The 26,374-nt window shown below is 72.7% G+C and carries 22 protein-coding genes and 1 riboswitch; of the genes, 15 read left to right on the top strand and 7 right to left on the bottom strand.

From position 1 onward, the window contains the following. Positions 1 to 39: 39 nt before the first annotated feature. From AF1_RS11540 to AF1_RS11525, 4 genes are all read right to left on the bottom strand, one after another. The gene (locus AF1_RS11540) at positions 40 to 672 is read right to left on the bottom strand and encodes an MBL fold metallo-hydrolase (protein WP_217999816.1); all 633 of its coding nucleotides are present in this window, start codon (positions 670 to 672) and stop codon (positions 40 to 42) included. Beyond that, positions 669 to 1,754, bottom strand: a complete 1,086-nt coding sequence (locus AF1_RS11535) for an S-(hydroxymethyl)mycothiol dehydrogenase (RefSeq protein ID WP_067796423.1) — start codon at positions 1,752 to 1,754, stop codon at positions 669 to 671. Before AF1_RS11535 ends, AF1_RS11540 begins: the two co-directional genes overlap by 4 nt. 85 nt (positions 1,755 to 1,839) lie before the next feature. Next, positions 1,840 to 2,472, bottom strand: coding sequence for an ATP-binding protein (locus tag AF1_RS11530; protein ID WP_242608649.1), 633 nt, complete (start codon positions 2,470 to 2,472; stop codon positions 1,840 to 1,842). A gap of 42 nt (positions 2,473 to 2,514) precedes the next feature. Beyond that, on the bottom strand, positions 2,515 to 3,180 hold the full coding sequence (locus AF1_RS11525) for an MBL fold metallo-hydrolase (protein WP_067796419.1): 666 nt from the start codon (positions 3,178 to 3,180) through the stop codon (positions 2,515 to 2,517). Positions 3,181 to 3,364: 184 nt separating this feature from the next. On the opposite strand from AF1_RS11525, the gene AF1_RS11520 reads away from it, so the two are divergent. The 3 genes from AF1_RS11520 to AF1_RS11510 all read left to right on the top strand — a co-directional run bounded on the left by AF1_RS11520 (position 3,365) and on the right by AF1_RS11510 (position 8,473). Beyond that, positions 3,365 to 3,856 carry a hypothetical protein gene (locus AF1_RS11520; protein ID WP_067796415.1) on the top strand — a complete coding sequence of 164 codons (492 nt, stop codon included), beginning with the start codon at positions 3,365 to 3,367 and terminating at the stop codon, positions 3,854 to 3,856. Further along, positions 3,853 to 7,677 carry a tetratricopeptide repeat protein gene (locus tag AF1_RS11515; RefSeq protein WP_067796412.1) on the top strand — a complete coding sequence of 1,275 codons (3,825 nt, stop codon included), beginning with the start codon at positions 3,853 to 3,855 and terminating at the stop codon, positions 7,675 to 7,677. The genes AF1_RS11520 and AF1_RS11515 overlap by 4 nt, the downstream gene beginning before the upstream one ends. Positions 7,678 to 7,780: 103 nt before the next feature. Further along, a complete protein-coding gene (locus AF1_RS11510) occupies positions 7,781 to 8,473 on the top strand; it encodes a Crp/Fnr family transcriptional regulator (RefSeq protein ID WP_067796409.1) in 693 nt (230 codons plus the stop codon). A gap of 24 nt (positions 8,474 to 8,497) precedes the next feature. Here AF1_RS11510 and AF1_RS11505 read toward each other — a convergent pair whose 3' ends face one another. Further along, positions 8,498 to 9,250, bottom strand: coding sequence for a maleylpyruvate isomerase family mycothiol-dependent enzyme (locus AF1_RS11505; RefSeq protein ID WP_067796406.1), 753 nt, complete (start codon positions 9,248 to 9,250; stop codon positions 8,498 to 8,500). 71 nt (positions 9,251 to 9,321) lie between these two features. Between AF1_RS11505 and AF1_RS11500 the strand changes: the two genes are divergently transcribed. From AF1_RS11500 to AF1_RS11490, 3 genes are all read left to right on the top strand, one after another. Beyond that, positions 9,322 to 10,113: an MBL fold metallo-hydrolase gene (locus AF1_RS11500; protein ID WP_217999815.1), complete on the top strand. Its 792-nt coding sequence runs from the start codon at positions 9,322 to 9,324 to the stop codon at positions 10,111 to 10,113. 315 nt (positions 10,114 to 10,428) lie between these two features. Further along, on the top strand, positions 10,429 to 13,266 hold the full coding sequence (gene uvrA / locus AF1_RS11495; protein ID WP_067796401.1) for an excinuclease ABC subunit UvrA: 2,838 nt from the start codon (positions 10,429 to 10,431) through the stop codon (positions 13,264 to 13,266). Between the two features lie 127 nt (positions 13,267 to 13,393). Then, a complete protein-coding gene (locus AF1_RS11490) occupies positions 13,394 to 13,834 on the top strand; it encodes a Rieske (2Fe-2S) protein (RefSeq protein WP_242608648.1) in 441 nt (146 codons plus the stop codon). A 27-nt stretch (positions 13,835 to 13,861) separates the two neighbouring features. On the opposite strand, the gene AF1_RS11485 is transcribed toward AF1_RS11490, so the two are convergent. Next, positions 13,862 to 15,031 (bottom strand): mechanosensitive ion channel family protein, encoded by a 1,170-nt coding sequence (locus AF1_RS11485; RefSeq protein WP_067796398.1) that lies wholly within the window; start codon positions 15,029 to 15,031, stop codon positions 13,862 to 13,864. A gap of 178 nt (positions 15,032 to 15,209) precedes the next feature. Between AF1_RS11485 and uvrC the strand changes: the two genes are divergently transcribed. From uvrC to whiA, 4 genes are all read left to right on the top strand, one after another. Then, complete coding sequence (gene uvrC, locus AF1_RS11480) at positions 15,210 to 17,228, top strand: excinuclease ABC subunit UvrC (RefSeq protein ID WP_067796394.1); 2,019 nt, start codon at positions 15,210 to 15,212, stop codon at positions 17,226 to 17,228. Next, on the top strand, positions 17,225 to 18,103 hold the full coding sequence (gene rapZ, locus AF1_RS11475) for an RNase adapter RapZ (protein ID WP_067796391.1): 879 nt from the start codon (positions 17,225 to 17,227) through the stop codon (positions 18,101 to 18,103). The genes uvrC and rapZ overlap by 4 nt, the downstream gene beginning before the upstream one ends. 52 nt (positions 18,104 to 18,155) lie before the next feature. Then, entirely contained in the window at positions 18,156 to 19,133 is a 978-nt protein-coding gene (locus AF1_RS11470) for a gluconeogenesis factor YvcK family protein (RefSeq protein WP_067796388.1), read from the top strand. A 61-nt stretch (positions 19,134 to 19,194) separates the two neighbouring features. Further along, positions 19,195 to 20,175, top strand: coding sequence for a DNA-binding protein WhiA (gene whiA / locus AF1_RS11465; protein WP_067796383.1), 981 nt, complete (start codon positions 19,195 to 19,197; stop codon positions 20,173 to 20,175). Positions 20,176 to 20,187: 12 nt separating this feature from the next. On the opposite strand, the gene AF1_RS11460 is transcribed toward whiA, so the two are convergent. Further along, on the bottom strand, positions 20,188 to 22,047 hold the full coding sequence (locus tag AF1_RS11460) for a heparinase II/III domain-containing protein (RefSeq protein WP_084262784.1): 1,860 nt from the start codon (positions 22,045 to 22,047) through the stop codon (positions 20,188 to 20,190). A 263-nt stretch (positions 22,048 to 22,310) separates the two neighbouring features. Here AF1_RS11460 and gap point away from each other — a divergent pair, with 263 nt between their 5' ends. The 5 genes from gap (at position 22,311) to AF1_RS11435 (ending at position 26,222) form a co-directional block, all read left to right on the top strand. Next, on the top strand, positions 22,311 to 23,315 hold the full coding sequence (gene gap, locus AF1_RS11455; RefSeq protein WP_067796376.1) for a type I glyceraldehyde-3-phosphate dehydrogenase: 1,005 nt from the start codon (positions 22,311 to 22,313) through the stop codon (positions 23,313 to 23,315). Between the two features lie 90 nt (positions 23,316 to 23,405). Continuing rightward, on the top strand, positions 23,406 to 24,593 hold the full coding sequence (locus AF1_RS11450) for a phosphoglycerate kinase (RefSeq protein WP_067796373.1): 1,188 nt from the start codon (positions 23,406 to 23,408) through the stop codon (positions 24,591 to 24,593). Positions 24,594 to 24,596: 3 nt separating this feature from the next. Continuing rightward, a complete protein-coding gene (gene tpiA / locus AF1_RS11445; protein ID WP_067796370.1) occupies positions 24,597 to 25,391 on the top strand; it encodes a triose-phosphate isomerase in 795 nt (264 codons plus the stop codon). 135 nt (positions 25,392 to 25,526) lie between these two features. After that, complete coding sequence (secG, locus tag AF1_RS11440; RefSeq protein WP_067796367.1) at positions 25,527 to 25,769, top strand: preprotein translocase subunit SecG; 243 nt, start codon at positions 25,527 to 25,529, stop codon at positions 25,767 to 25,769. A gap of 81 nt (positions 25,770 to 25,850) precedes the next feature. After that, positions 25,851 to 26,222: an RNA polymerase-binding protein RbpA gene (locus AF1_RS11435; RefSeq protein WP_067796364.1), complete on the top strand. Its 372-nt coding sequence runs from the start codon at positions 25,851 to 25,853 to the stop codon at positions 26,220 to 26,222. Positions 26,223 to 26,284: 62 nt separating this feature from the next. Next, positions 26,285 to 26,371, top strand: a riboswitch (ZMP/ZTP riboswitch). Positions 26,372 to 26,374 lie beyond the last annotated feature (3 nt).

The following is a 26,374-nucleotide window of genomic DNA, read 5'->3' as shown; positions in this document are numbered from 1 at the left end:
GGCTCGGACGCCCGTCCGCCACCGGGGACACTATCCCGGTCAGTGCCCGCGGGCCATCCACTCGTCCAGATGCGGGGCCTCCGCGCCGATCGTGGTCGAGTCGCCGTGCCCGGTGCGGACGGTCGTCTCCGCCGGCAGCGTCAGCAGCCGCTCGCGGATCGAGACGATGATCGTCGGGAAGTCGGAGAACGACCGGCCGGTCGCACCCGGACCGCCCTTGAACAGCGTGTCACCGGAGAACACCGTGCCCAGTCCGGGCGCGTGGAGACAGACCGCGCCGGGGCTGTGGCCCGGCGTGTGCAGGACGGTCAGCTCGGTCCCCGCGACCGTGATGACCTGGCCGTCGGCGAGTTCGCCGTCGGGGGCCGTGCCGGGGTGCTTCTGCCGCCACAGCATCAGATCGTCCGGGTGCAGCAGGATCGGCGCACCCGTGCGGGCCTTCAGCGCGGGCGCCGCGTCGATGTGGTCGTCGTGCCCGTGCGTGGACACGATCGCCACCAGCCTGCGGCCGCCCACCGCCGCCGCGATCGCGTCGGCGTCGTGCGCGGCGTCGATGACGATCGCCTCGCTGTCGTCCCCGACGATCCAGACGTTGTTGTCGACGTCCCAGGTGCCGCCGTCCAGGGAGAACGTCCCGGACGTGACGATGTGGTCGATGCGGGCCGCCATCACAGCATCACCACAGAGCGCAGCACGTCGCCGTGGTGCATCTTCTCGAACGCGGCCTCCACGTCGCCCAGCCCGATGGTCTCGGACACGAACGCGTCCAGGTCCAGGCGCCCCTGCAGGTAGAGGTCGATGAGCATCGGGAAATCGCGGGACGGCAGGCAGTCGCCGTACCAGGACGACTTCAGCGAGCCGCCGCGCCCGAACACCTCCAGCAGCGGCAGCTCCAGCCTCATCTCCGGTGTCGGGACGCCGACCAGCACCACCGTCCCGGCGAGGTCGCGTGCGTAGAACGCCTGCTCGTAGGTCTCCGGGCGGCCGACGGCGTCGATGACGACGTCCGCGCCGAACCCGCCGGTCAGCTCCCGCACCGTCTCGACGACGTCCTTCTCCGCGCCGTTGACGGTGTGCGTGGCGCCCAGCGAGGATGCGGTGGTCAGCTTCCGCTCGTCCAGGTCCACCGCGATGATCTTCGCCGCGCCGGCCAGCCGCGCGCCGAGCACGGCCGCCGCGCCGACGCCGCCGCAGCCGATGACCGCCACCGAGTCGCCCCGTCCGACCCCGCCGGTGTTGATCGCCGCGCCGAGCCCCGCCATCACGCCGCACCCCAGCAGCCCCGCGGCCGCCGGCCTGGCGGCCGGGTCGACCTTCGTGCACTGCCCGGCGGCCACCAGCGTCTTGTCGGCGAACGCGCCGATCCCCAGCGCGGGCGACAGTTCGGTGCCGTCCTCCAGCGTCATCTTCTGCGCGGCGTTGTGCGTGTTGAAGCAGTACCAGGGACGTCCCCGCAGGCAGGCCCGGCACTGCCCGCACACCGCGCGCCAGTTCAAGATGACGAAGTCGCCGGGCTCGACCTCGGTGACGCCCTCGCCCACCGACTCCACGACCCCGGCGGCCTCATGCCCGAGCAGGAACGGGAACTCGTCGTTGATCCCGCCCTCGCGGTAGTGCAGGTCGGTGTGGCAGACCCCGCACGCCTGGACCTTGACGACCGCCTCCCCGGGGCCGGGGTCCGGGACGATGACCGTCTCGATCCGCACCGGCTGCCCCTTGCCGGGTGCGACGACCCCGCGTACCTGCTGCGCCATACTGCCGCCTCTCGTCGTCTCGATCTTTCCCCGACCCTACATATCTCCCCGCTGACCTGGCCCCGGGCAGCACGCCGCCGGACGGTCAGGTGAAGTGAATGGCCCGGAGCCTGTCGGCGGCGGCGCGGTCGAGGACGGTGACTCCGGCGGCGGGCCGCGGCGGTTCGCCGCCGCGGGCGCGGTCGATCAGGGGGCGCCAGCGCCGGCAGTGCCGATCGAAGGTGACGGACGTGACGACGCGGCCCCGTGCGAACTGGCCGGCGCGGGCCGTCTCCGGGGTGACGTCGATGAGGATCAGGTGCAGCCGGCCGCCGCGCCGCCGCGCCAGCCAGGCGAACAGGTGCAGGATGTGCGGCCAGGTGCCGCGGGTGTGCGCGACGACCCCGTGCCCGGCGAGGATCGCGCGTCCGATGCGCCACACGTGCGTGGTGTGGACGAACGGGGTCCGCATCCGCACCGGGAGGGGGCGCAGGAACCGCGCCCACCAGTTGCGCGACTGCCGGGAGTCGATCACCAGGACGTCTCCGGCGGGCACCGGCGCCGTCTCGTCCCCGTGCAGCCCGTAGAGCCGGTTGAGCAGGGTGCTCTTACCCGCCCCCGGAAGCCCGGCGACGAGCACCAGGGAGCCCGCCGGATAGCGCAGGGCGGATCCCGGCTCCACCTCGTGGCGTTCGTGGATGGTCGTCTCCTGGGGGTCGGCCCGGTGGTGAAGGGGCAAACGAACACCCCGCACCGCTTGTTCCGGGTCCGGCCCGCGAGATCACCAGCCCCGTTCGCGCCACTGCGGGAGGGAGGGGCGCTCGCGGCCGAGCGTCGAGTCCTTGCCGTGCCCGGGGTAGAACCAGGTGGCGTCGGGGAGGCGGGCGAAGACGCGCTCCTCCACGTCCGAGAGCAGCTGCTTGAAGCGGGCCTGGTCGCCCCAGGTGTTGCCGACGCCGCCCGGGAAGAGGCTGTCGCCGGTGAACAGGTGCGGCCGGTCCGCGAGCTCGCCGCCGGCGTCGTACAGCAGGGCGATCGAGCCGGGCGTGTGGCCGCGCAGGTGGATGACGTCGAGGGACACCCGCCCGACGCGGACGGTGTCGCCGTGCTCGACGGGCTCGGCGACCGGCTCCGGCAGCGGCTCGGCGTCGCGCGGATGGGCGACGACCGGGGCGCCGGTGGCGCGCACCACCTCGCTCAGCGCCATCCAGTGGTCCTGGTGGCGGTGCGTGGTGACGATGCGCACGAGGGGGCCGTCGCCGATCAGCTCCAGCAGCCGGGGCGCCTCGTTCGCCGCGTCGATGAGCAGCTGCTCGCCCGTCGCGGTGCAGCGCAGGAGATAGGCGTTGTTGTCATAGGGGCCGACGGCCACCTTCGTGACCGTCAGCCCGGGCAGTTCCCGGACGTCGGGACGCCCGCCGGTCTCGACGTTCCCCGTGTAGGTCATGGGTCCTCCCGTCGGTGGTGCGGAGACCATCTTCCACCATCCCGGGACGAGCCCCGGGCGGGGCCCGCCGATGAGATGAGTCACCAGACTCAGCCCAACCGTGCCGTTATGGACGGAAATCTCCGTCTTGCCGCCGCACCATGGTCGATAGAAGATCAGGTTCGACCGTGAGGACGGTGAAGCGATGGTCACCGCATTCCGCCCCGGACCGGACAGGGAGAAGCCGGAGGACCTCCTCGGGCACGCCTGCACGCTGGTCCGGCTCTGCGGCCGGGACTCCGCGCTCGCCGCGGTCCTGCTCGCCCTCGTGCTCGCCGGGACCGTCTCCCGGTTCGCGGCCGGCCGGCCCGGCCTGCCCGCGCTGGCGCTGCTGCCGGTGCTGGCCGGGTCGTTCGCGATCTCGGCCGGATACGCGGTCCGCTCCCGCCGGACGCTGCTCGCGGTGCTCGGCCAGGTGCGCGGGCGCACCGGCTCGCCCGTCGACCCGGGCGTCCCCTGGACGCCGTTCGGCTCCGCGGTCGCGCTGGAGGACCGGGTCCGCGACGAGGAACTGCGCCGGCTGCTGTCGGCGGCGCACCGCTGCGGCGAGCTGTCCTGGCAGGCCGTCGCGTGGGCGGTGGCGACCTCGGTGCTGTTCCTGTTCTGGACACTGGCGGCGGCGATGGCGGGCGGGTGACCGGATTGATCGACCACGTACCGGACGTCCGGCCCGGCAGCTTCTGGGAGCGGCTGGCCCCCACCGACCGGCAGGCGCTGCGCGCCATGGGCCGGCGCACCGACATCCCGCCCGGCGGGATGCTGTGCCATCAGGGGTCGGTCGCCCCCGCCGTGTACGTGGTGTTCAAGGCGTCGCCGCGCGCGGCGAGCAACGCGATCGCCAAGGAGTTCGTCGACTCCAGCGAGGGCGACGAGTCGATCATCGATCTGTTCGGGGCCGGGGACCTGGTCGGCCTCCTCGGCCCGTGGGGGCACCCGCAGCGCGGCACCGTCGCCGCGCTCGACCATGTCGCGGCGCTGCGCGTCGACCGCGCCAAGTTCCGCAGCCTGCTGGCGGCGAGCCCGCAGGTCGCCGAGGCGATGATGCACGCGATCTCGGAGAGCGTCACGTTCGGCGGCCGCCGGCACGCGGTGCGGGCGGCCGACCACCCGCAGCGGCTCGCCTACCACCTGCTGGAGCTGGTGCACCGGTTCGGCGAGCCCGGGGCCGGGCAGGAGACGCGGATCCCGCTGAAGCTCAGCCAGGCCGAGCTGGCGAACTGGGCCGGGATCTCCCGCGAGACGCTGGTCCGCTGGTTCCGGCTGTGGCGGGCCAGGGGCATCCTCGACCGCAGGCCGCGGCCGCTGACCGTCCTCGACATCGAGCGGCTGCGCCGTGCCGCGAGCCCGTGGGGGGACGAGTGGCCCGCGGCCGAGAGCGAGCCCGCGCGGCCGGCCGGGCCGGCGGGGGAGACCGCGATCGCGGCGCGCGAGCCGGTGCGCCTGCAACCGCCGGGCGGCGGCCGGCCGCTCGCCGCGCGGCTCCCCGCCGACAACCCGTTCTTCGCCGGGCGCGCGGTGAGCCTCAGCAAGCTGGACCTGCTGGTCGGCCAGTCCGTGTGGCCGCGCGCGGTGATCGTCCAGGGCATGGCGGGCGTCGGCAAGACGACGCTCGCGCTGCACTGGGCGCACCGCGTCGCCGACCGGTTCCCCGACGGCGTCCTGTTCGCCGACCTGCGCGGCACGACCCGCAGCCCCGTCACCCCGGCGGAGGCGATGGGGCAGGTGCTGCGCGCGGCGGGCGTGCCCGGCGACCAGCTTCCCCGCACCGAGGACGAGCTCGCGGCGCAGTGCCGGTCGCTGCTCGGCGACCGGCGGATGCTGCTGATCCTCGACAACGCCGTCCAGCCCGAGCAGGTCAGGCCGCTGCTGGCGGCGATGACGTCCGGGCTGGTGGTCGTGACGAGCCGGCGGCGGCTGCCCGCCCTGCTGGACGGCGCCGACATCCGCACGCTGGAACTGCGGGAAATGGCGACGCAGGAGGCCGTCGACCTCATCTCCAACGTCCTCGGGCCGGGGGACGCCCGCGTCCGCGACGAGCACCGGGCCGTCGTGCGGCTCGCCCGCGAGTGCGGCCACCTGCCGCTGGCGCTCGGCGTCATCGCCGGGCGGCTGGCCGAGAACCCCGGCGAGTCGATCGCCGGGACCGTCCGGGAACTGGCCGCCCGCGACGCCCGCGACGCCGTGCCGTACGGGCCCGGCCTCGCCGGGGCGGGCCTCGGGGAGGCCGCGGCGCCCGGGACGTCCGGGCCGGGGCTCAGCGCCGTCGTCAACCCGACGTTCGACGTCGCCTACCGCAGCCTGCGCCGTGACCAGCGCGAGGCGTTCCGCCGGCTCGGGCTCGTCGCGGGCCCCGACTTCACCCCCGCGGCCCTCGCCGCCCTCCAGGACCGGACGGCCGAGGAGGCGCGCGAGTGCCTGGAGGGCCTGCGGCAGGCGTACCTGGTGCACGACGTAGGCCCGGACCGCTACCGCATGCACGACCTGCTGCGCGACTTCGCCCGCGAACGCGGCCTGGGGGAGGACTCCGACGGGGAACTGCAGGCGGCGCAGCGGCGCCTGCTGGCCGGATATCTCGCCGGGGCGCGCGAGGCGGGCGCCGCGCTGCCGGGGCGGCCCCGCCCCACCGTCCACCGCGGCGAGGCCCGGGACCGCGCGGTGACGGCCGCCCGGCGCGCGGCCGGGCTCGGCTGGTTCGAGGCCGAGCGGCGCAACCTGGTCGCCGCCGTCCACCAGGCCGCGCGGCTCGGCCTGCACCGCACCTGCTGGGAGCTGGCCGACGCGCTGTTCGACTTCCAGCAGTTCCGCCGCTACGGCGAGGACAACATCGCCGTTCAGCAGGCGGGCCTGCACGCCGCCCGCACCGAGGAGGACTGGGCGGCGGCCGCCGTGATGCTGCACAACCTGGCGATGGCGCACTTCGAGCTCGGCGGATCCGTCCAGGCCATCGGGTACGGGGAGGACGCGCGGCGCGGGTTCCGGGCGGTCGACCCGCCCGACCGGTACGGGGAGGCCGCCACCCTGGCCACCCTCGCGGACGTCCACGTCGTCCTCGGCCGCTACCCGACGGCGATCGACCATGCCCGGCGGTCCCTGGACGTCCACGAGCGGCTGGGGAACGACGCGGGCGTGGCCAAGAGCCGCAACGCGCTCGCCCGCGCCCACCTGGGCGTCGGCGACTACGAGACGGCCCTGGAGCACGCGGCGAAGGCGCTGGCCGTCCGGCGCGAGAGCGGCGACCAGGCGGGGGTGGCCGAGACCCTGCTGATCGTGGCCGGGGTGCACCGGCGCCGGGGGAGCGTGCACGAGGCGGTCACGCACGCGCTGGAGGCGCTGTCCATCCGGCAGGAGCTCGCGGACATGCACGGTGCCGCGCAGGCGCTCACCGAACTCGCCCGGATGAACGCCGCGCTCGGCCTGCGGGACATGGCGCAGCAGGACGCCGAACAGGCACTGCGCACCTACCGCGCATTGGGCGCGCGGCACGGCGAGGCGCGCGCGCTGACCACGCTGGGGATGCTGATGTGCGAGGCCACGAGGTTCGCCGAGGCGTTCACCTACTGCGGGGAGGCGCTGCGGCTGCACCGCGACACCAGCGACCGGCACGGCGAGTCCGAGGCGCTCGCGCAGATCGGGATCGTCCACTGGCGGCTCGGACGGTACCGGGAGGCGCGCGAGCACCTGCTGCGGGCGCTGGAGATCCGCCGCGAGATCGGCGACCAGCACGGCGAGGCCAACGACCTGGAGCACCTGTCGGTGGTGATGCGCCGTCTCGGCCGCCCGCAGGAGGCGCTCGTCCTCGGCCTGGAGGCCCTCGACCTGTGGCATCGGCTCGGCGCGCGGAGCGGGATGGCGGGCACGCTCGGCAGCCTCGCCCGCACCTACGCCTGGCTCGGCCTGCCCGAGGAGGCCGAGCGCGCGGCGCGGCAGGCGCTGCACCTGCGCCGGTCGCGCGGCGACTGGTACGGCCTCGGCGTCGGCCTGGACACCCTCGCCGCCGTCCTGCGCCGGGCCGGGCGTCCCGAGGAGGCCCTGGCCGAGGAGCAGAAGGCGCTGCACTACCTGAGCCAGGTCGGCGACCGGCACAGCGAGGCCACCGGGCTCGCCCACCTCGCCGCCATCCAGCTCGACCTCGACCGTGCCGACGACGCGCTGGAGACCGGCCGGCGAGCCCTCGACCTGGCCGCCGAGCTGGGCGCCGCCCGCGAGCAGGCGCACGCGCTGCACAGCATGGCCCGCGCGTCCCAACTGCTCGGCAAGCATGCCCACGCAGTGGAGCACGTCAACGCCGAGGTCGTCATCCGCCGCGACATGGACGACCGGCGGGGGCTGCGGCAGGCCCTGGAACTGCTGCGCGACTCGCATCTCGCGCTCGGCGACCGGGCCGCGGCGGCGGACTGCGGCCGGCGCGTCCGCGCCCTCGACAACCTGCTTGAATCGGAAAGATCACTCGACATGTGACAAAGGACGTAGTCCATCGGCGCAGCGCCGCGTTCACTGAACCGTGACAGGTGATCAGGAGGGCCATGGCCCCGGCCCGGGCAGGGTTCGGTGAGGAGGCGAGATGGAGGCCACCCGGTTCTGGGACGCGCTGCCCCCGCGCGCCCGGGAGGCGCTGCTGGGGGCCGGCGCCCCCGTGGTGATCAGGCCGGGCGCGTTCCTGATGCGCGAGCACACCCGCGCGTCCCAGGTCTTCGTGCTGCGGTCGGGCGCGGTGAAGATCTGGGTGGACCGGGACGGGGAGGTCGCCATCCTGGACGTCCTCGGGCCGGGCGACCTGGTCGGCGAGGTGGAGGCGGCGGACGGCGGCAGCCGGCACGCCAATGTCGAGGCGCTGACCCGGGTGGAGGCGCTCGTGCTGCCCGCCGCCCGGTTCCGCGGCGTCCTGGACGCCCATCCGGGGACGGTCTGGGCGGTCGCCGCCGTCCTCGCCGAGCGGCTGCGCGACGCCAACGAGCTGCGCGTCGCCCACTTCCCCGACGACCCCGAACGCCGCCTCGCCGGCCGCCTCCTGCGCCTGTCGGCCCGGTTCGGTACCCCGGTCAAGGAGGAGCGGCCGGACGGGGCGACGGAGGAGGGCCTCCACGTCCAGGTCCCGATCTCCCAGCAGGACCTCGGACGCTGGGCCGGGATGGGGCGCCGGAAGGTCGCGCAGATCCTCGCCGCCGAGCCGCTCCGCGACGGCCTGACCGTCGCGCGCAACGCGATCGTCGTCCGCTCCGCCGAGGCCCTGCGGCGTCTGGCGGGACGCGACTGACCGGCTCTTTCCGGGACGGAACGGCTACGGCTGGAAACCCGCCGGTGCGTGCGGCCAGGGCGGCGGTACGGGCAGCGGGCCGTCCGGGCGGACGCTCACGCCGGAGCCGTCCGTGCGGCCGCTCAGCCAGCCGAGCAGCGCCCGCCCGGACCCGGACGCCTCCGGCCCGCCGGGTGCCCGGCCGAGGTCGGCGGACTCCCCGGAGTCGGTCGCGGTGATCCGGTATCCGGCCAGCTCACCGAGCTGCTTCGCCGGGAGCGCCGCCATGTCCGCCAGCGTCGCCGCCGCCGACCACCGGACGTAGGATTCGGGCCAGTCGGCGGCCCCGTATCCGGCGGCGAGGTCGACATGGTGGGCCTCGACCTCGTTCCAGCGGCGGAACACCGTGTACCAGGCCGGATGCCGCCACCCCGTCAGCGCCTCGACCGGTGTGTTCCAGGCGTCCTCGGGCAGCGTCCGTGCCTGCTCGGCGAACCGCGCCGCCGTGGCGCGCACGTCGGCGATCAGCTCGGCACCGCTGCGTCCGGCGCCCGCGTCGAGGTCGGCGTTGCGCTTCTCCAGGCTCGGGTACTGCGGAATCTCCACGCCGGTCCGTGCCCATTCGAGCAGATTCCACAGGGAGTCGGCGTTACGGGCGATATGGGTGGCGACATGCCCGCGGCTCCACCCGGGCAGCGCCGACGGGCCGCGCAGGTCATGCTCGGTGAGCCCGCCCAGCGTCCCGACGACCCGCTCCGTGCCCGCGTCCAGCTCATCGATCACGTCGCGCCAGTCCATGACCCCTCCTTACCGGAAAAGAGCCTCCATCCTGTCGCACCCCGCCGGGCCGGTGCCACAGAATGGTGATCATGGACCTTCCGATCTGCGTGACCTGCGGCGTCCAGTACGCCGGGCCCCGCCCCGACTGCCCGATCTGCGAGGACGAGCGTCAGTACGTCGGCTGGGACGGCCAGAAATGGACGACGCTGGAGGAGCTGCGCGCCGATCACCGGGGCCGCGTCGCCGGGGAGGGGCCGGACGTCATCGGGATCGGCACCGAGCCGTCCATCGCCATCGGCCAGCGCGCCCTGCTGCTGCGCACCCCGTCCGGCAACGTCCTGTGGGACATGATCACGCACCTCGACGACGACCTGATCCGCCAGGTGAACGAGCTGGGCGGCATCTCGGCGATCGCGATCAGCCACCCGCACTACTACGGCACGATGATCGAGTGGGCGCACGCGTTCGACGCGCCCGTCCACATCCACGAGGCCGACCGCCGCTGGGTGGCCCGCCCGGACGACGCGGTCGTCTTCTGGGAGGGCGACACCCACGAACTCGCGGACGGCCTCACGCTGATCAACGCGGGCGTCCACTTCGACGGCGGCCAGGTCCTGCACTGGCGCGATGCCCGCGCCCTGTTCTCCGGCGACATCCTCCAGGTCGTCAACGACCGGGACTGGGTGAGTTTCATGTACTCGTACCCGAACTACATCCCGGAACGTCCCCGGACGGTGCGCCGCGCGCTGCGCCTGCTGGAGCCCTACGAGTTCGACCGCGTCTACGGCGCCTGGTGGAAGAAGATCGTCTACACCGACGGCAAGAACGCCGTGCGCCGCTCCGCCGACCGCTACCTCTCCCACGCCCTGGACGACGAGTAGCTCACGCCGGCGGCCTCGGCGCGTGGAAGCGCTCGCATGGCGAGCGTGACGCTGCGTCCGGACCTTGTCGCGAGAAGTCATAGGCGCAGCGCAGCGGGCCGGGCCGGAGCGGATCGGGGGTTCTGGTGGCAAGGGGTGTTCGAACACGTGTACGGTGCGAGTGTGCCGTCCCGGGGCGTCCCGGCGGCGTCCGTGAAATGCGGCGGCGCCCGTCGCCGTTAAGCAGCCGGGGGAATGTCGTACCCCGTGGCTAGCCTTGAGGCGGACCCGTCTCTCCAGATCGCCGCGCCCCAGAAGAGGAACCGGAAGAACGCCGTGCATGACCGACTCATCGTGCGTGGAGCACGCGAGCACAACCTGAAGGACGTCTCGCTCGACCTCCCCCGGGACTCCATGATCGTGTTCACCGGCCTGTCGGGTTCCGGCAAGTCCAGCCTGGCGTTCGACACGATCTTCGCGGAGGGCCAGCGCCGGTACGTGGAGTCGCTGTCGGCGTACGCCCGGCAGTTCCTCGGGCAGATGGACAAGCCCGACGTCGACTTCATCGAGGGGCTGTCCCCGGCGGTGTCGATCGACCAGAAGTCGACCAGCAAGAACCCGCGCTCCACGGTCGGGACGATCACCGAGGTCTACGACTACCTGCGTCTTCTGTACGCGCGGATCGGGCGCCCGCACTGCCCCGAGTGCGGCCGCCCGATCAGCAGGCAGGCGCCGCAGCAGATCGTCGACCGGGTGCTGGAGCTGGAGCCCGGCACCCGGTTCCAGGTGCTGGCGCCGGTGATCCGCGGACGCAAGGGCGAGTACCTGGAGCTGTTCCGCGAGCTGCAGGCCAAGGGCTACTCGCGGGCCCTGGTGGACGGGCAGATGATCCGCCTGGACGAGCCGCCCAAGCTGAAGAAGCAGGAGAAGCACGACATCTCCGTCGTGGTCGACCGGCTCTCGGTGAAGGACTCGGCGCGCCAGCGGCTCGCCGACTCGGTGGAGACGGCACTGGGCCTCGCGGGCGGCACGATCGTCCTCGACTTCGTCGACCTGCCCGAAGACGACGAGCACCGCACCCGGATGTACTCCGAGCACCTCTATTGCCCCTACGACGACCTGTCGTTCGAGGAGCTGGAGCCGCGCTCGTTCTCGTTCAACTCGCCCTACGGCGCCTGTCCCGACTGCACGGGCCTCGGGACGCGCATGGAGGTCGACCCGGAACTCGTCGTCCCCGACCCGGAGCTGACCCTCGGCGAGGGCGCGATCCAGCCGTGGTCGAACGGGCACGTGAGCGACTACTTCCTGCGCCTGCTGTCCGCCCTGGGCGACGCCATGGGATTCGACCTGAACACCCCGTGGCACAAGCTGCCCGCCAAGGCGCGCAAGGCCGTCCTGGACGGGCACGAGACCCAGGTCCACGTCCGCTACAAGAACCGCTACGGCCGGACGAGGTCCTACTACACGGCCTACGAGGGCGTGATCCCCTACATCCAGCGGCGGCACGCCGAGTCCGAGAGCGACTCCAGCCGGGAGCGGTTCGAGGGCTACATGCGGGAGATCCCCTGCCCGACGTGCGAGGGCGCCCGGCTCAAGCCGGTCGTGCTGGCCGTCACCATGGGCGGGAAGTCGATCGCCGAGGTCGCCGCGCTGCCGATCGGCGAGGCCGCGAAGTTCCTGCTGGCGCTGGAGCTGAACGACCGCGAGACGCACATCGCCGAGCGCGTCCTCAAGGAGATCAACGCGCGCCTCGGCTTCCTGCTGGACGTCGGCCTCGACTACCTCACCCTCGACCGGGCGTCCGCCACGCTCGCCGGCGGGGAGGCGCAGCGCATCCGGCTGGCGACGCAGATCGGCTCCGGCCTGGTCGGCGTCCTCTACGTGCTGGACGAGCCGTCGATCGGCCTGCACCAGCGCGACAACCACCGGCTGCTGGAGACGCTGCTCCGGCTCCGCGACATGGGCAACACGCTGATCGTCGTCGAGCACGACGAGGACACCATCGCCGCCGCCGACTGGATCGTCGACATCGGCCCCCGCGCGGGCGAGCACGGCGGCGAGATCGTCGTGTCCGGCACCGTCGCGGACCTGAAGAAGTCGGACCGTTCGCTGACCGGCGCCTACCTGGACGGACGCCGCGAGATCGCCGTCCCGCAGATCCGCCGTCCCCGTACCAGGGGCCGCGAGGTCACCGTCAAGGGCGCCCAGCAGAACAACCTCCGCGGCGTGGACGTGACCTTCCCGCTCGGCGTCCTCACCGCCGTGACCGGTGTGTCCGGCTCGGGCAAGTCGACGCTGGTCAACGACATCCTCTACAACTCCCTCGCCAAGAAGCTGAACGGGGCGAAGACCGTCCCCGGCAAGCACCGGCGCGTCAACGGCGTCGACCAGCTCGACAAGGTCGTCCACGTCGACCAGTCGCCCATCGGCCGCACCCCGCGCTCCAACCCGGCGACCTACACCGGCGTCTTCGACCACATCCGCAAGCTGTTCGCGCAGACCACCGAGGCGAAGGTGCGCGGCTACCAGCCGGGCAGGTTCTCCTTCAACGTCAAGGGCGGCCGCTGCGAGAACTGCTCCGGCGACGGCACCATCAAGATCGAGATGAACTTCCTGCCGGACGTCTACGTCCCGTGCGAGGTCTGCCACGGCGCCCGCTACAACCGGGAGACCCTGGAGGTCCACTACAAGGGCAAGACGATCTCCGAGGTGCTCGACATGCCGATCGAGCAGGCCACCGAGTTCTTCGAGCCGATCACGGCGATCCACCGGCACCTGAAGACGCTCAACGACGTCGGCCTCGGCTACGTCCGCCTCGGCCAGCCCGCCCCGACCCTGTCCGGCGGCGAGGCCCAGCGCGTCAAGCTGGCGTCCGAACTGCAGAAGCGTTCCACCGGCCGCACCATCTACGTCCTGGACGAGCCGACCACCGGCCTCCACTTCGAGGACATCCGCAAGCTCCTCGGCGTCCTCAACGGCCTGGTCGACAAGGGCAACACGGTCATCGTCATCGAGCACAACCTGGACGTCGTCAAGACCGCCGACTGGATCATCGACATGGGCCCCGAGGGCGGCTCCCGGGGCGGCACCGTCGTCGCCACCGGTACCCCCGAGGACGTCGCCAAGGTCGAGGCCAGCCACACCGGCCACTTCCTCAAGAAGATGCTGGGCTAGCGGGCGTCCGCGCTCCGTTCGCTCCCCGCGCCCGCCCGCCCGTGCGCGGCGGCCGGCGTCCGGTCCGGGAGGAAGCACCGTGAGGGGGCGGTGCGGGGGACGCGGGGGCGTCCACCAAGATGGACCCATGGAAGAGAACGTGATGCCCCGGGCGGCCGGGGACGGGGGGATCGTCGGGCGGCGTGCGGTGCTGTGCGGTGCGGCCGGGGCCGTCGGTGCCACCGTGATCGCCGGGTGCGGCGGGAGCGGGAGCGGGGTGAAGTCCGTCGAGGACCTGAGGGGCAAGGAGATCGCGAAGGCCGCGGACGTCCCCGTCGGCGGCGGCAAGATCTACGGGACCGAGAAGGTGGTCGTGACGCAGCCGGCCCAGGGCGCCTTCAAGGCGTTCACGGCGGTGTGCCCGCACCAGGGCTGCACGGTGGGCAGTGTCGCGAACGGGCTGATCAGGTGCCCGTGCCACGGCAGCGAGTTCAAGATCGCGGACGGGGCGGTGACGAAGGGGCCGGCGACCAAGCCGCTGCTGGAGTACCCGGTGCAGGTGAAGAACGGCGGCATCGTCGTCACCTGATCGGCGCGGAAGGCCGGGGCGGCCGGGTCATGCCCGCCTGAGCGGCGCCGGCCCCGCCGCGCCGCCGGTCTCCGGGGCGTTCACGCCGGACGAGGCGCCGCCCTTCGTCTGCGTCCCGAGATCCGTGGCCGGGGCCGTGTCCGCCGCGGAAGGGGACGTGCCGCCGGCGTCCGGCTCGGGGCCGACCCGGAACCGGGGGAGCGCCTCGGGATGGTGGTCGCGGATGTAGGAGACGAGGTGCTCGCGCACGTCGCAGCGCAGATCCCAGGTGCTCGCCGAGTCGGCGGCGCTCATCAGCGCACGCAGCTTGACCAGCCCGTTCGGCAGGATCTCCACCACCTGCAGGATCCACTCGCGGCGGTCCCACAGCGGGTTGTCCCGCAGCGCCGAGTGCAGTTCGGCGCGCAGTTCCTCGATCGGCACCGTCCAGTCGACGTGCAGTTCCACCGAGCCGAGCAGCCGGCTCGAGTGCCGGGTCCAGTTCTCGAACGGCTGCTCGGTGAAGTGCGACACCGGGAAGATCATCCGCCGGTCGTCCCAGAGCCGCAGCACCACGTACGACAGCGTCAGCTCCTCGACCCGTCCCCAGTAGTCCTGCGTGACGACGATGTCGTCCAGCCGCAGGGCGTCGCTGAACGCCAGTTGCAGCCCGGCGAGCAGGTTGCCGAGCGTGGGACGGGCCGCGATGCCGACGACCAGCCCGGCGACGCCCGCCGACGCCAGCACCCCGGCGCCGACCGCCCGCACGCCCGGGAAGGTGAACAGCGCGGCGCCCACCGCCAGGACCACGATCAGCACGGCCGCGATCCGGCGCAGCAGCAGCATCTGGGTGCGGGCGCGCCTGGCCCGCCGGTTGCGCTCGCCCTCGATGCGCATCAGCCGGGCCAGCGGCGGGTCGCTCAGCGCGTAGCCGATCCGCAGCACCAGCCAGGTGGTGGCGCCGATGGCCGCGATCCGCAGCGCGTGCCGGACGACGCCGTCCGGCTGGCCGTGCAGCAGCTGGTACGGCATGGCGGTGCTGGCGCTGACCACCGCCGCGAACACGAACGCGGGTGCGGCGCAGCGGCGGGCGGCCCGCCCGGCCCCCGGCCAGCGGTGCGACAGCCGGCCGGCGAGCAGGCGCCGGCCGGCCTCCACGACGATCACGGACGTGGCGACGACGGACGCCAGGACGATCCATGCCCAGAGCGCGGACATGTGCGCAACGACCTCCTCCGGCTGCCTCGGTATACCTCTGTCCGACCCTCCCTTTCCGATCGCTTTGCAGTCATCCGGCCGGAAAAGGGAGATCTCCGTCACCCCGCGGGAAGATCGCGGCGGGAGACGGGGCGCGCGGGCGCCCGGCGTGTCGGTACCGCCCGTTAGGCTTCTGAACGTGGCAGATCCGGCGACCTACCGACCCGCACCGGGCTCGATCCCGGAGTCCCCCGGGGTGTACCGCTTCCGCGACGAACACGGCCGGGTCATCTACGTGGGCAAGGCGAAGAACCTGCGCTCGCGGCTGAACTCCTACTTCGCCGACTTCTCCGCCCTGCATCCGCGCACGCAGACGATGGTGCAGACCGCCGCCCGCGTCGACTGGACGGTCGTCGGCACCGAGGTCGAAGCCCTCCAGCTGGAGTACTCCTGGATCAAGGAGTTCGACCCCCGGTTCAACGTCCGCTACCGCGACGACAAGTCGTATCCGTATCTCGCCGTCACCCTGAACGAGGAGTTCCCGAGGGTGATGGTGATGCGGGGCGCCAAGAAGAAGGGCGTCCGCTACTTCGGGCCGTACTCCCACGCGTGGGCGATCCGGGAGACGGTCGACCAGCTGCTGCGCGTGTTCCCCGTCCGGACGTGCAGCGCCGGCGTGTTCAAGCGGCAGCACCAGCTCGGCCGCCCCTGCCTGCTCGGCTACATCGGCAAGTGCTCGGCGCCCTGTGTCGGCCGCGTCTCCCCGGCCGGGCACCGCCTGCTCGCCGAGGACTTCTGCGATTTCATGGCAGGGGAGACCGGCCGGTTCATCAAGCGTCTCGAACGCGACATGCGCGAGGCCGCCGCGGCCCAGGAGTACGAGCGCGCCGCCCGGCTCCGCGACGACATCCGCGCCCTGGAACGCGCGCTGGAGAAGCAGGCGGTCGTCCTCGCCGACACCACCGACTGCGACATGGTCGCCTTCGCCGAGGACGAACTGGAGGCGGCCGTCCAGGTGTTCTACGTGCGGGGCGGCCGCATCCGCGGGCAGCGCGGCTGGGTCGTCGACAAGGTCGAGGACGTCACGACGGCCGACCTGGTCGAGCACTTCCTCACCCAGATCTACGGCGAGAGCGAGGCGGTGCCGCGCGAGGTCCTGGTCCCCGCGCTGCCGCCCGAGGAGCACGCGATGACCGAGCTGCTGGCGGAGCGGCGCGGCGGGCCCGTCCGGCTGCGCGTCCCGCAGCGCGGCGACAAGAAGGCCCTGCTGGACACGGTCGCGCGCAACGCCCAGGAGGCGCTCAAGCAGCACAAGACGCGCCGCGCGTCCGACCTGACCACCCGGAGCCGGGCGCTCCAGGAGATCCAGGACGCCCTGGAGCTGGACGAGGCGCCGCTGCGCATCGAGTGCTACGACGTCTCCAACCTGCAGGGGACGAACGTGGTCGCGTCCATGGTCGTGTTCGAGGACGGGCTGGCCCGCAAGAGCGAGTACCGCAGGTTCACGATCAAGGCGGTCGAGGGGCAGGACGACGTCCGCTCCATCCACGAGGTGATCACCCGGAGGTTCCGCCGCTACCTCGCCGAGAGCGAGAAGACGGGGGAGCTCGGCCACCTCGGCGACCCCGCCGAGGCGGTCGCAGCCGGGGCGGCCGCGGGGGACGCCGGAGGGGAGGAGGGCGCGCATCAGCCGATCGACCCGGAGACCGGCAAACCGCGCAAGTTCGCCTACCCGCCCAACCTGGTGCTCGTCGACGGCGGCCCGCCGCAGGTCGCCGCCGCCCAGCGCGCCCTCGACGAGCTGGGCGTGGACGACATCGCGGTCTGCGGCATCGCCAAGCGGCTGGAGGAGCTGTGGCTCCCCGGCGAGGACGACCCGGTCATCCTGCCGCGCAACAGCGAGGGCATGTTCCTCGTCCAGCGGGTACGCGACGAGGCGCATCGTTTCGCCATCACCTTCCACCGGCAGCGGCGGTCCAAGTCCATGACGGTCAGCGAACTCGATAACGTTCCGGGTCTGGGCCCGGCGCGGCGCGCGGCGCTGCTGAAACACTTCGGCTCGCTGAAACGGCTGAAGGACGCGACGCCCGAGCAGGTCGCCGAGGTCCCGGGGATAGGCAGGCGCAGCGCCGAGGGGATCGTCGCGGCACTGCACGGCGCGGCCGCTCCGGCGGGCGACGGCGCGGGCGACGGGGAGCACAGGGGGAGACGGGCATGACCAGCGAGACCAAGATCCCGGACATCGTGATCGTCACCGGTATGTCGGGGGCGGGCCGCAGCACCGCGGCCAAGTCCCTGGAGGACCTCGACTGGTTCGTGGTCGACAACCTGCCGCCCGGGCTGCTCGCCACGATGGCCGACCTCGGCGGCCGGGTGAAGAACGCGGTGCCCCGCATCGCCGTCGTCGTGGACGTCCGCAGCCGCGCGTTCACCGAGGACCTGCACTCCTCGATCGCCGAGCTGGAGGCGCGCGGCGTTCACCCGCGGGTGGTGTTCCTGGAGGCGAGCGACGCCGACCTGGTGCGCCGGTTCGAAAGCGTCCGGCGCCCGCACCCGCTGCAGGGCGACGGACGCCTCGTGGACGGCATCGCCCGCGAACGCGAACTCGTCCGTGAGGTCCGCGCCGAGGCCGACCTGGTGATCGACACCAGCGGCCTCAACGTGCACGAGCTGCGCAACAAGATCATCGGCTTCTTCGGCAACGACACCGGGGAGTCCAGCCTGCGCGCGACCGTCGTGTCGTTCGGCTACAAGTACGGCCTGCCGGTGGACGCCGACCTCGTCGTCGACTGCCGGTTCCTGCCGAACCCGCACTGGGTGCCGGAGCTGCGGCCGAAGACGGGCCGCGACACCGCCGTCCGCGACTACGTCCTCGGGCAGCGCGGCGCGAAGGAGTTCCTGGACGCCTACGCCGAGGTCCTGCGCCTCCTCGCCGACGGCTACGAGCGCGAGGGCAAGCACTACGTGACGCTCGCCGTGGGATGCACCGGCGGAAAACACCGTAGTGTTGCCATGGCGGAGCAGATCGCCGCCCGGCTGCGGGACGAGGGCATCGAGGTGCAGGTCGCCCACCGTGACCTCGGCCGCGAGTGACAGCCCGTGCCGGGGTCCGGCGCGGACCCCGGACGAGGAGAGAAACGGCACGGTGAAGCCCCCTGGCCCGAAGGCCGGTCCGAAGGTCGTCGCGCTCGGCGGGGGCCACGGCCTGTACGCCTCGCTGTCGGCGCTGCGCCGCGTCACCGACCGGCTGACCGCCGTCGTCACCGTCGCCGACGACGGCGGCTCCAGCGGGCGGCTCCGCCGCGAGCTCGGCGTGCTGCCGCCCGGCGACCTGCGGATGGCGCTCGCCGCCCTCTGCGGCGACGACGAATGGGGGCAGACCTGGCGGGACGTCGTCCAGCACCGGTTCCGCAGCGAGGGCGACCTGAAGGACCACGCCGTCGGCAATCTGCTGATCGTCGCGCTGTGGGAGCTGCTCGGCGGTGCGGGCCCGGCCGGCGCCACCGTCGCGGGTCTCGACTGGGTCGGCCGGCTGCTCGGCGCGCACGGCCGGGTGCTGCCGATGGCGGCCGTCCCGATGGACATCGTCGCCGAGGTGCGCGGCGCCGACCCGTCCCGTCCCGACCGGATCACGCATGTCAAAGGGCAGGTGGCGTGCGCGAAGACGCCCGGCAGCGTGCTCGGGGTGTCGCTCGTGCCGGCCGACCCGCCGGCGTGCCCGGAGACGCTCGCCGCCGTCGAGGCCGCCGACTGGGTCGTGTTCGGCCCCGGCTCCTGGTTCACCAGCGTCCTGCCGCACCTGAAGGTGCCCGCGCTGGCCCGCGCCCTCACCACCTGCCGCGCCCGCCGCATCGTCGCGCTGAACCTGGCGCCGCAGCCCGGCGAGACCGACGACTTCTCGCCGCAGACCCACCTGGAGGTCCTGCAGGCGCACGCCCCGGATCTGCGCGTCGACGTGGTCCTCGCCGACCGCGGCGTGGTGGACGATCCGGCGGCGCTCGACAAGGCCGTCCAGGCCCTCGGCGGACGGCTCGTCCTCGCCGACGTCGCCGCCGATGACGGCTCGCCGCGCCATGAACCCGCCCGGCTGGCCCAAGCCTTCGTACAGATATTCACCGAGTGACGACCCGCGGGGCCGGGATCGGCCACACTGCTGGAAGTCCGATAGGGGGAGGGTTCACCAGATGGCGATGACCGGGGTGGTCAAGGACGAGCTGAGCAGGCTCACGGTCATGAAGCCGTGCTGCCGCAAGGCCGAGGTCTCGACGCTGCTGCGTTTCGCGGGCGGCCTGCACCTGGTCAGCGGACGCATCGTGATCGAGGCCGAGATCGACACCGGCGTGGCGGCGCGGCGCCTGATCAAGGACATCGCGGAGGTGTTCGGGCACACCTCCGAGGTCGTCGTGCTCGCGCCGAGCGGCCTGCGCAAGGGCAACCGCTACGTCGTCCGGGTCTTCCGGGACGGCGAGTCCCTCGCCCGGCAGACCGGTCTCATCGACAACAACGGCCGGCCCGTCCGCGGCCTGCCCCGGCACGTCGTCGCGGGCGCGGCCTGCGACGCCGAGTCGGCCTGGCGCGGCGCGTTCCTCGCGCACGGCTCCCTCACCGAACCGGGGCGCTCCATGTCGCTGGAGGTGACCTGCCCGGGCCCGGAGGCGGCGCTCGCCCTCGTCGGCGCCGCCCGCCGCCTCAAGATCCACGCCAAGGCCCGGGAGGTGCGCGGCATCGACCGCGTCGTCGTCCGCGACGGCGACGCCATCAGCGCCCTGCTCACCCGGCTCGGCGCCCATGACAGCGTCCTCGCCTGGGAGGAGCGCCGGATGCGCCGCGAGGTCCGCGCGACCGCCAACCGGCTCGCCAACTTCGACGACGCCAACCTGCGCCGCTCCGCCCGTGCCGCCGTCGCCGCCGGCGCCCGCGTCGCCCGTGCCCTGGAGATCCTCGGTGACGAGGCCCCCGAGCACCTCGTCAAGGCCGGCCGTCTCCGCCTGGAGCACAAGCAGGCGTCCCTGGAGGAACTCGGCCAGCTCGCCGACCCGCCGCTCACCAAGGACGCCATCGCCGGCCGTATCCGCCGCCTGCTCGCCATGGCCGACAAACGCGCGAGCGACCAGGGCATCCCCGGCACCGAAGCCAACCTGACCGCGGACATGCTCGCGCAGTGACCCGCCGCGCGCTCAGCCGAGGCGGCGGAGCGTACCGTCGGCGGCGGCCTCCACCACGAGCCGGCGGCCGGCGAACGCGGTGTCGACGCGGACCCCGCCGTCCCGCCGGATCGTGATCAGCGGCTGCGGCGGGGCGGCGTCCCGGACGGGAGCGATCAGTGTCAGGATCCGGGTCCGCCGGCCCCGCGCCGGCAGGGACACGACCGGCGCGGCGACCCTGGTGCGGTGGGACGGGGCGATCCAGCCCTGCCGCGGGGTGCGGCTCCCGCGGACGACCCGGGCCGGTTCGGACGCCGTGCCGGGCAGCGGGATCCGCAGGAAGCGGACGCGGACGTCGCCGGCGGTGGCCACGGCGCCGGCCCCGTCCGCCGCGGCGGAGAAGTCCGCCGGCAGATGCCAGAGCTGGTCCACGGTGCGCGTTCGGCGGGACCGCGCCTCGTCCAGCACGACGAGCGCGTCGGGGCCGGCCGCGGCCAGCACCGACCGGGTCCGCCTCGTTCCGGTGAAGGCGGTGTCGGAGAAGCGGAAGGTGTCGGCGCCGCGCCGGAACCGGTGGCCGGTCAACGCCGTGGCGGCGCCCGCCCGGAAGGGCGCGTCCCGGACGACGAGGGTGTTGTGCGCCTCGGGGGACTGCAGCCACGCCCGCCACGCGGGATCGTTGTAGCCGATGTGCCCGCTCGGCACGAGGAGGCTGCGGCCGAGGGCGTAGAAGGTGAGCGCCATGTGGTCGCTCTGGCCGTGCACGTACCGGCCGGGCCCGAACCGGGCCGTGTACGCCATCTCCTGCGTGTAGGGACGGTCGCGCGTGCCCCAGCCGGACCGGCCCATCACATAGCCGGCGTCGTAGATCTTCACCCGCTCCCCGGGCGGCGTCCCCTCCCTGCCCAGCGTGGCCGCGTACCTGAGCGGTCCGCTGCCGAGGCGGCCGATGGCGGACGCCTTCGCCGCATGCGATTCGCCGATCTGGAGCAGGTCCCCGCCCGGGGTGACCTGGAACGCGATGAACTCGTCCATCAGCCGGTGCCTGCGGACGAGTTCGGCGGGGACCGGCCGGCGGCAGTTGCGCATGACCTTCATCACCAGCCCCCACCGGGACCGGTTGTAGACGCTGTAGCCGGTGGACTGCTCGGTGCTCGCGCCCTGCGCGTCGATCGCGGGCGGGGCTCCGCCCGGCGGGTGGAACACCGCGTCCAGGAGCCGCCGCCGGCCGAGGTCGGCGAGGTCGGTGCGGCCGGTCGCGCAGCCCGCCGACATGAGCGTCATCGACTCGTCGGTGCCGTGGTTCCACGGGCCCGCGTAGTTCTCGGGGCGGGCCAGCCATTCCGCGTGCCGGGCGATCGCCTCGTCCAGCCAGGGCGCGGCCAGGTGCCGGCGCAGGCATACCAGCGTGATCAGGCGGAACTTGACGCTCTCGGCGATGGCGTCCTGCCGGCCCCTTCCGAAACGGCCGGGGCCCCGGTTGTCGGCCAGCCAGTCCTGCGCGATCCCCGTCGCCGTGGCGAGCGCCGCGCGGTCCCCGGTCCGCTCGTACTCCCTGACGGAGCCGCCGAGCCATTCGAGGGAGTGGAACCACAGCTGCCAGCTCCGGTCGTGGTAGGGGTTCAGGTTCCAGTCGACGTCGGTGCCGCGTGCGACCCGCACCGGTGCGCCGTCGGGTGTTCTGAACCGGCCCGCGCGGACCTGCGCGGCCGGGTTCAGGCCGTCCAGCCCGTTGTAGCCGAGGCAGGTCCCCTGCGGCGTCCGGGGCGTCGCGGCGGCGGCCACCACCCCGGTCTTCGATGGCTCCCCGGGGTGCGCGGGACCGCTGCACGCCGCCAGCATCAGCAGCAGGACCCATCCGGCATGGCGTCCATCCCCTGCTCGAACTCTCATATGACGGAGAGTGACCGTTCACCTCACGACGGTCATCACCCTGAGTGACAGTAGAGTGAACGGTCGGTGACATCGCCGGGCGCCGAACGCACCCCGGAATCCCCCGCCGGGGGACGGCGGTCTCACTCCCGGATTCCCGCACGGCCGGTGTCGGGCTACCCGGGTGTCATTGGATAGGGTCGAGAGTGGGGGAAACCCCGGATCCACCATGGTTAACAGTCCGGGTCCACTCCGGGCGATACGACGTGAGGGAGAGTCGTTCCGTGACCATCCGAGTAGGCATCAACGGGTTCGGCCGGATCGGCCGCAACTTCTACCGCGCTGTCAAGGCGAGCGGAGCCGACATCGAGGTCGTGGCGGTCAACGACCTGACCGACAACGCCACGCTCGCCCAGCTGCTCAAGTACGACAGCATCCTGGGCCGTTTCCCCGAGGACGTGCACGCCACCGCCGACGAGATCGTCGTGGGCGGCAAGGCCATCAAGGCGTTCGCCGAGCGCGACCCCGCCAACCTGAAGTGGGGCGAGGTCGGCGCCGACGTCGTCGTGGAGTCCACCGGTTTCTTCACCGACGCCACCAAGGCCAAGGTGCACGCCGACAACGGCGCCAAGAAGGTCATCATCTCCGCGCCGGCCAAGAACGAGGACGTCACCCTCGTCCTGGGCGTCAACGACGACCAGTACGACCCGGCCAAGCACACGGTGATCTCCAACGCGTCCTGCACCACCAACTGCCTGGCCCCGCTGGCGAAGGTGCTCCACGACAACTTCGTCATCGAGAAGGGCCTGATGACGACGGTGCACGCCTACACGCAGGACCAGAACCTGCAGGACGCGCCGCACAAGGACCTGCGCCGCGCCCGCGCCGCCGCGCTGAACGTCGTGCCGACCTCCACCGGCGCCGCCAAGGCGATCGGCCTCGTGCTGCCCGAGCTGAAGGGCAAGCTGGACGGCTACGCGCTGCGCGTCCCGGTGCCGACGGGTTCCGCCACCGACCTCACCGTCAACGTGTCCCGCGAGGTCACGGTCGAGGAGGTCAACGAGGCGTACAAGGCCGCCGCCGAGGGCGCGCTCAAGGGCTACCTCACCTACACGGCCGACCCGATCGTCTCCAGCGACATCGTCACCGACCCGGCGTCCTGCATCTTCGACTCCGGGCTGACCAAGGTCATCGGCGACCAGGTCAAGGTCGTCGGCTGGTACGACAACGAGTGGGGCTACTCCAACCGCCTCGTCGACCTCGTCAAGCTCGTCGGCTCGCAGCTCTGACGAAGACCGTCACCGCCGTGGCCGCGCGCCGTATCCCAGATGGGGCGCGCGGCCACGGCATGGCCGTGTACGGAAGGACATCGCATCCCGATGCGCACCATTGACGATCTCGACGTCGCCGGAAAGCGCGTACTCGTCCGGGCCGACCTGAACGTGCCCCTGGAGAACGGCGCGATCACCGACGACGGGCGGATCCGGGCCGGCCTGCCGACGATCGAGGCGCTGCGCGGCCGCGGCGCCAAGGTCATCGTCTGCGCCCACCTCGGCCGCCCCAAGGGCCAGGTCAAGCCCGAACTCTCGCTGGCCCCCGTCGCGCGGCGGCTCGGCGAACTGCTCGGTACGGACGTGGCGTTCGCCTCCGATGTCGTCGGCGACTCCGCCCGCGCCGCCGCCGGCGGCCTCGCGGACGGCGGCGTCGCGCTGCTGGAGAACCTGCGCTTCGAGCCGGGCGAGACCGGCAAGGACGACGCCGAGCGCGGCGCCTTCGCCGACCGGCTCGCCGCCCTCGCCGAGATCTACGTCGGGGACGGCTTCGGCGCCGTGCACCGCAGGCACGCGTCCGTCTACGACGTGCCGCAGCGGCTCCCGCACGCCGCCGGGGGGCTGATCGCCGCCGAGGTCGAGGTGCTGAAGAAGCTCACCGAGGACGTCGAACGCCCCTACGCGGTCGTGCTCGGCGGGTCCAAGGTGTCCGACAAGCTCGGCGTGATCGACAACCTGCTCGGCAAGGCCGACCGCATCCTGATCGGCGGCGGCATGGTGTTCACCTTCCTCAAGGCCCAGGGGCACGAGGTCGGCAAGAGCCTCCTGGAAGAGGATCAGCTCGACACCGTCCGCGCGTACCTGCGGCGGGCCGAGGAGACGGGCGTGGAGTTCGTCCTGCCCGTCGACATCGTCGCGGCCGCGGCGTTCGCGGCCGACGCCGACCATGCCGTGGTCGCCGCCGACGCGATCCCGGCCGACCGGCTCGGCCTCGACATCGGCCCCGAGTCCGGCAAGCTGTTCGCCTCCCGCCTCGCCGGCGCCCGGACGGTGTTCTGGAACGGCCCGATGGGCGTGTTCGAGATGGAGCCGTACTCGCACGGCACCCGTGCCGTCGCGCAGGGGCTCATCGACTCCGGCGCGTTCACCGTCGTCGGCGGCGGCGACTCCGCCGCGGCCGTCCGGCGGCTCGGCTTCGACGAGGCCGCCTTCTCCCACATCTCGACCGGCGGCGGCGCCAGCCTCGAATACCTCGAAGGCAAGACGCTGCCCGGCCTGCAGGCTCTGGAGGACTGACCAATGGCCCCCGCGACCCCTTCCCGTAAGCCGCTGATGGCCGGCAACTGGAAGATGAACAACAACCACCTTGAGGCGATCGCGCTCATCCAGAAGATGGCGTTCGCGCTCAAGGACGCCGACTACGAGGCCGTGGACGTCGCCGTGATGCCGCCGTTCACCGCGCTCCGCTCGGCGCAGACCCTCATCGAGGCCGACAAGTACCCGATCCAGTACGGCGCGCAGGACGTCTCCCCGCACGCCTCCGGCGCCTACACCGGCGAGATCTCCGCCGCGATGCTGGCCAAGCTCGGCTGCACCTACGCCATCGTCGGGCACTCCGAGCGGCGCCAGTACCACGCCGAGGACGACGCCACCGTCAACGCCAAGGCCAGGGCCGCGCTCGGCGCCGACCTCACCCCGATCCTGTGCGTGGGCGAGGGGCTGGAGGTCCGCAAGGCCGGCGAGCACGTCCCGCACGTCCTCGCGCAGATCGACGGCGGGCTGGAGAAGATCCCCGCCGACCAGGCGCGGCGCATCGTGATCGCCTACGAGCCCGTCTGGGCCATCGGCACCGGCGAGGTCGCCACTCCGCAGGACGCGCAGGAGGTCTGCGCCGCCATCCGCACGCGGCTCGCCGAACTGTACGACGGCGGGCTGGCCGACGAGGTGCGTATCCTGTACGGCGGCTCGGTCAAGGGCGGCAACATCGCCAAGCTCATGGTGCAGGACGACGTGGACGGCGCGTTGGTCGGTGGTGCCAGCCTGGACCCGGGAGAGTTCGTCAAAATCTGCCGGTACCGGGATCTCCCGGCCTGAGCAACCTGATCAATTCTGTGTGAACTGGGGGTTCTTGCCGAACCAGCGGGTCATTCGTCGTACCCTTCGTAGCTGACGGGTAAACCGCCCGGCCGGACCCTCCGTCCCGACCTACAGACAAGGCGCTGAAGAATCGTGATCATCGCAACGTCCATCGTGCTCATCATCACGAGCCTGCTGATGGTGGTCCTCGTCCTGATGCACAAGGGCAAGGGCGGCGGCCTCTCGGACATGTTCGGCGGCGGTGTCTCGTCGTCCCTCGGCGGCTCGTCCGTGGTCGAGCGCAACCTCGACCGGCTGACGATCGGCGTAGGGATTCTCTGGTTCGCCTCGATCGTCGTGCTCGGACTGCTGTTCAAGCACAAGGGCGTCGGCTGAGCCACCGTCTGAACACATGCGAGCGCCGCGCCGTCCTCGAAGGTCACGGGCGGCGGCGGAACACCGAGCGAGGAGTTATCCGTGGGTAGTGGCAACGCGATCCGGGGCAGCCGTGTCGGGGCCGGTCCGATGGGAGAGGCGGAGCGCGGCGACGCCGCCCCCCGTGTCTGGGTGACCTTCTACTGCGCCAACCGGCACGAGACCCGGCCCAGCTTCGCGACGGACGTCGCGGTTCCCGAGACGTGGGACTGCCCGCGCTGCGGGTTCCCCGCCGGTCAGGACGCGGAGAACCCGCCGGCGCCGCCGAAGACCGAGCCGTACAAGACGCACCTGGCGTACGTGAAGGAGCGGCGCAGCGACGAGGACGGCGAGGCCATTCTCGAAGAGGCCCTCGCCAAGCTCCGCCAGAAGCGCGCCGCCGTCAGGCAGGCCATGGAAGCCGCGGCCCGCTGACCGGACCGCCACGGCCCGGCTCCCTCGGGGGGCCGGGCCGCGCCGTCTTCGTTTCGCTATGATGGCGCGCACGTGACTGGCGCAGTCAAGGTGGAGACGACCACCGGGGAGCGAATCTAGTCCGCACGCCGCGCGCCTGGGTGTACGGGCCC

It is taken from the genome of Actinomadura formosensis NBRC 14204 (assembly GCF_001552155.1).
Taxonomy (GTDB): Bacteria; Actinomycetota; Actinomycetes; order Streptosporangiales; family Streptosporangiaceae; genus Spirillospora; species Spirillospora formosensis.
Note: the sequence above shows the minus strand (reverse complement) of the source record. Positions and strands in the feature narration are given on the sequence as shown.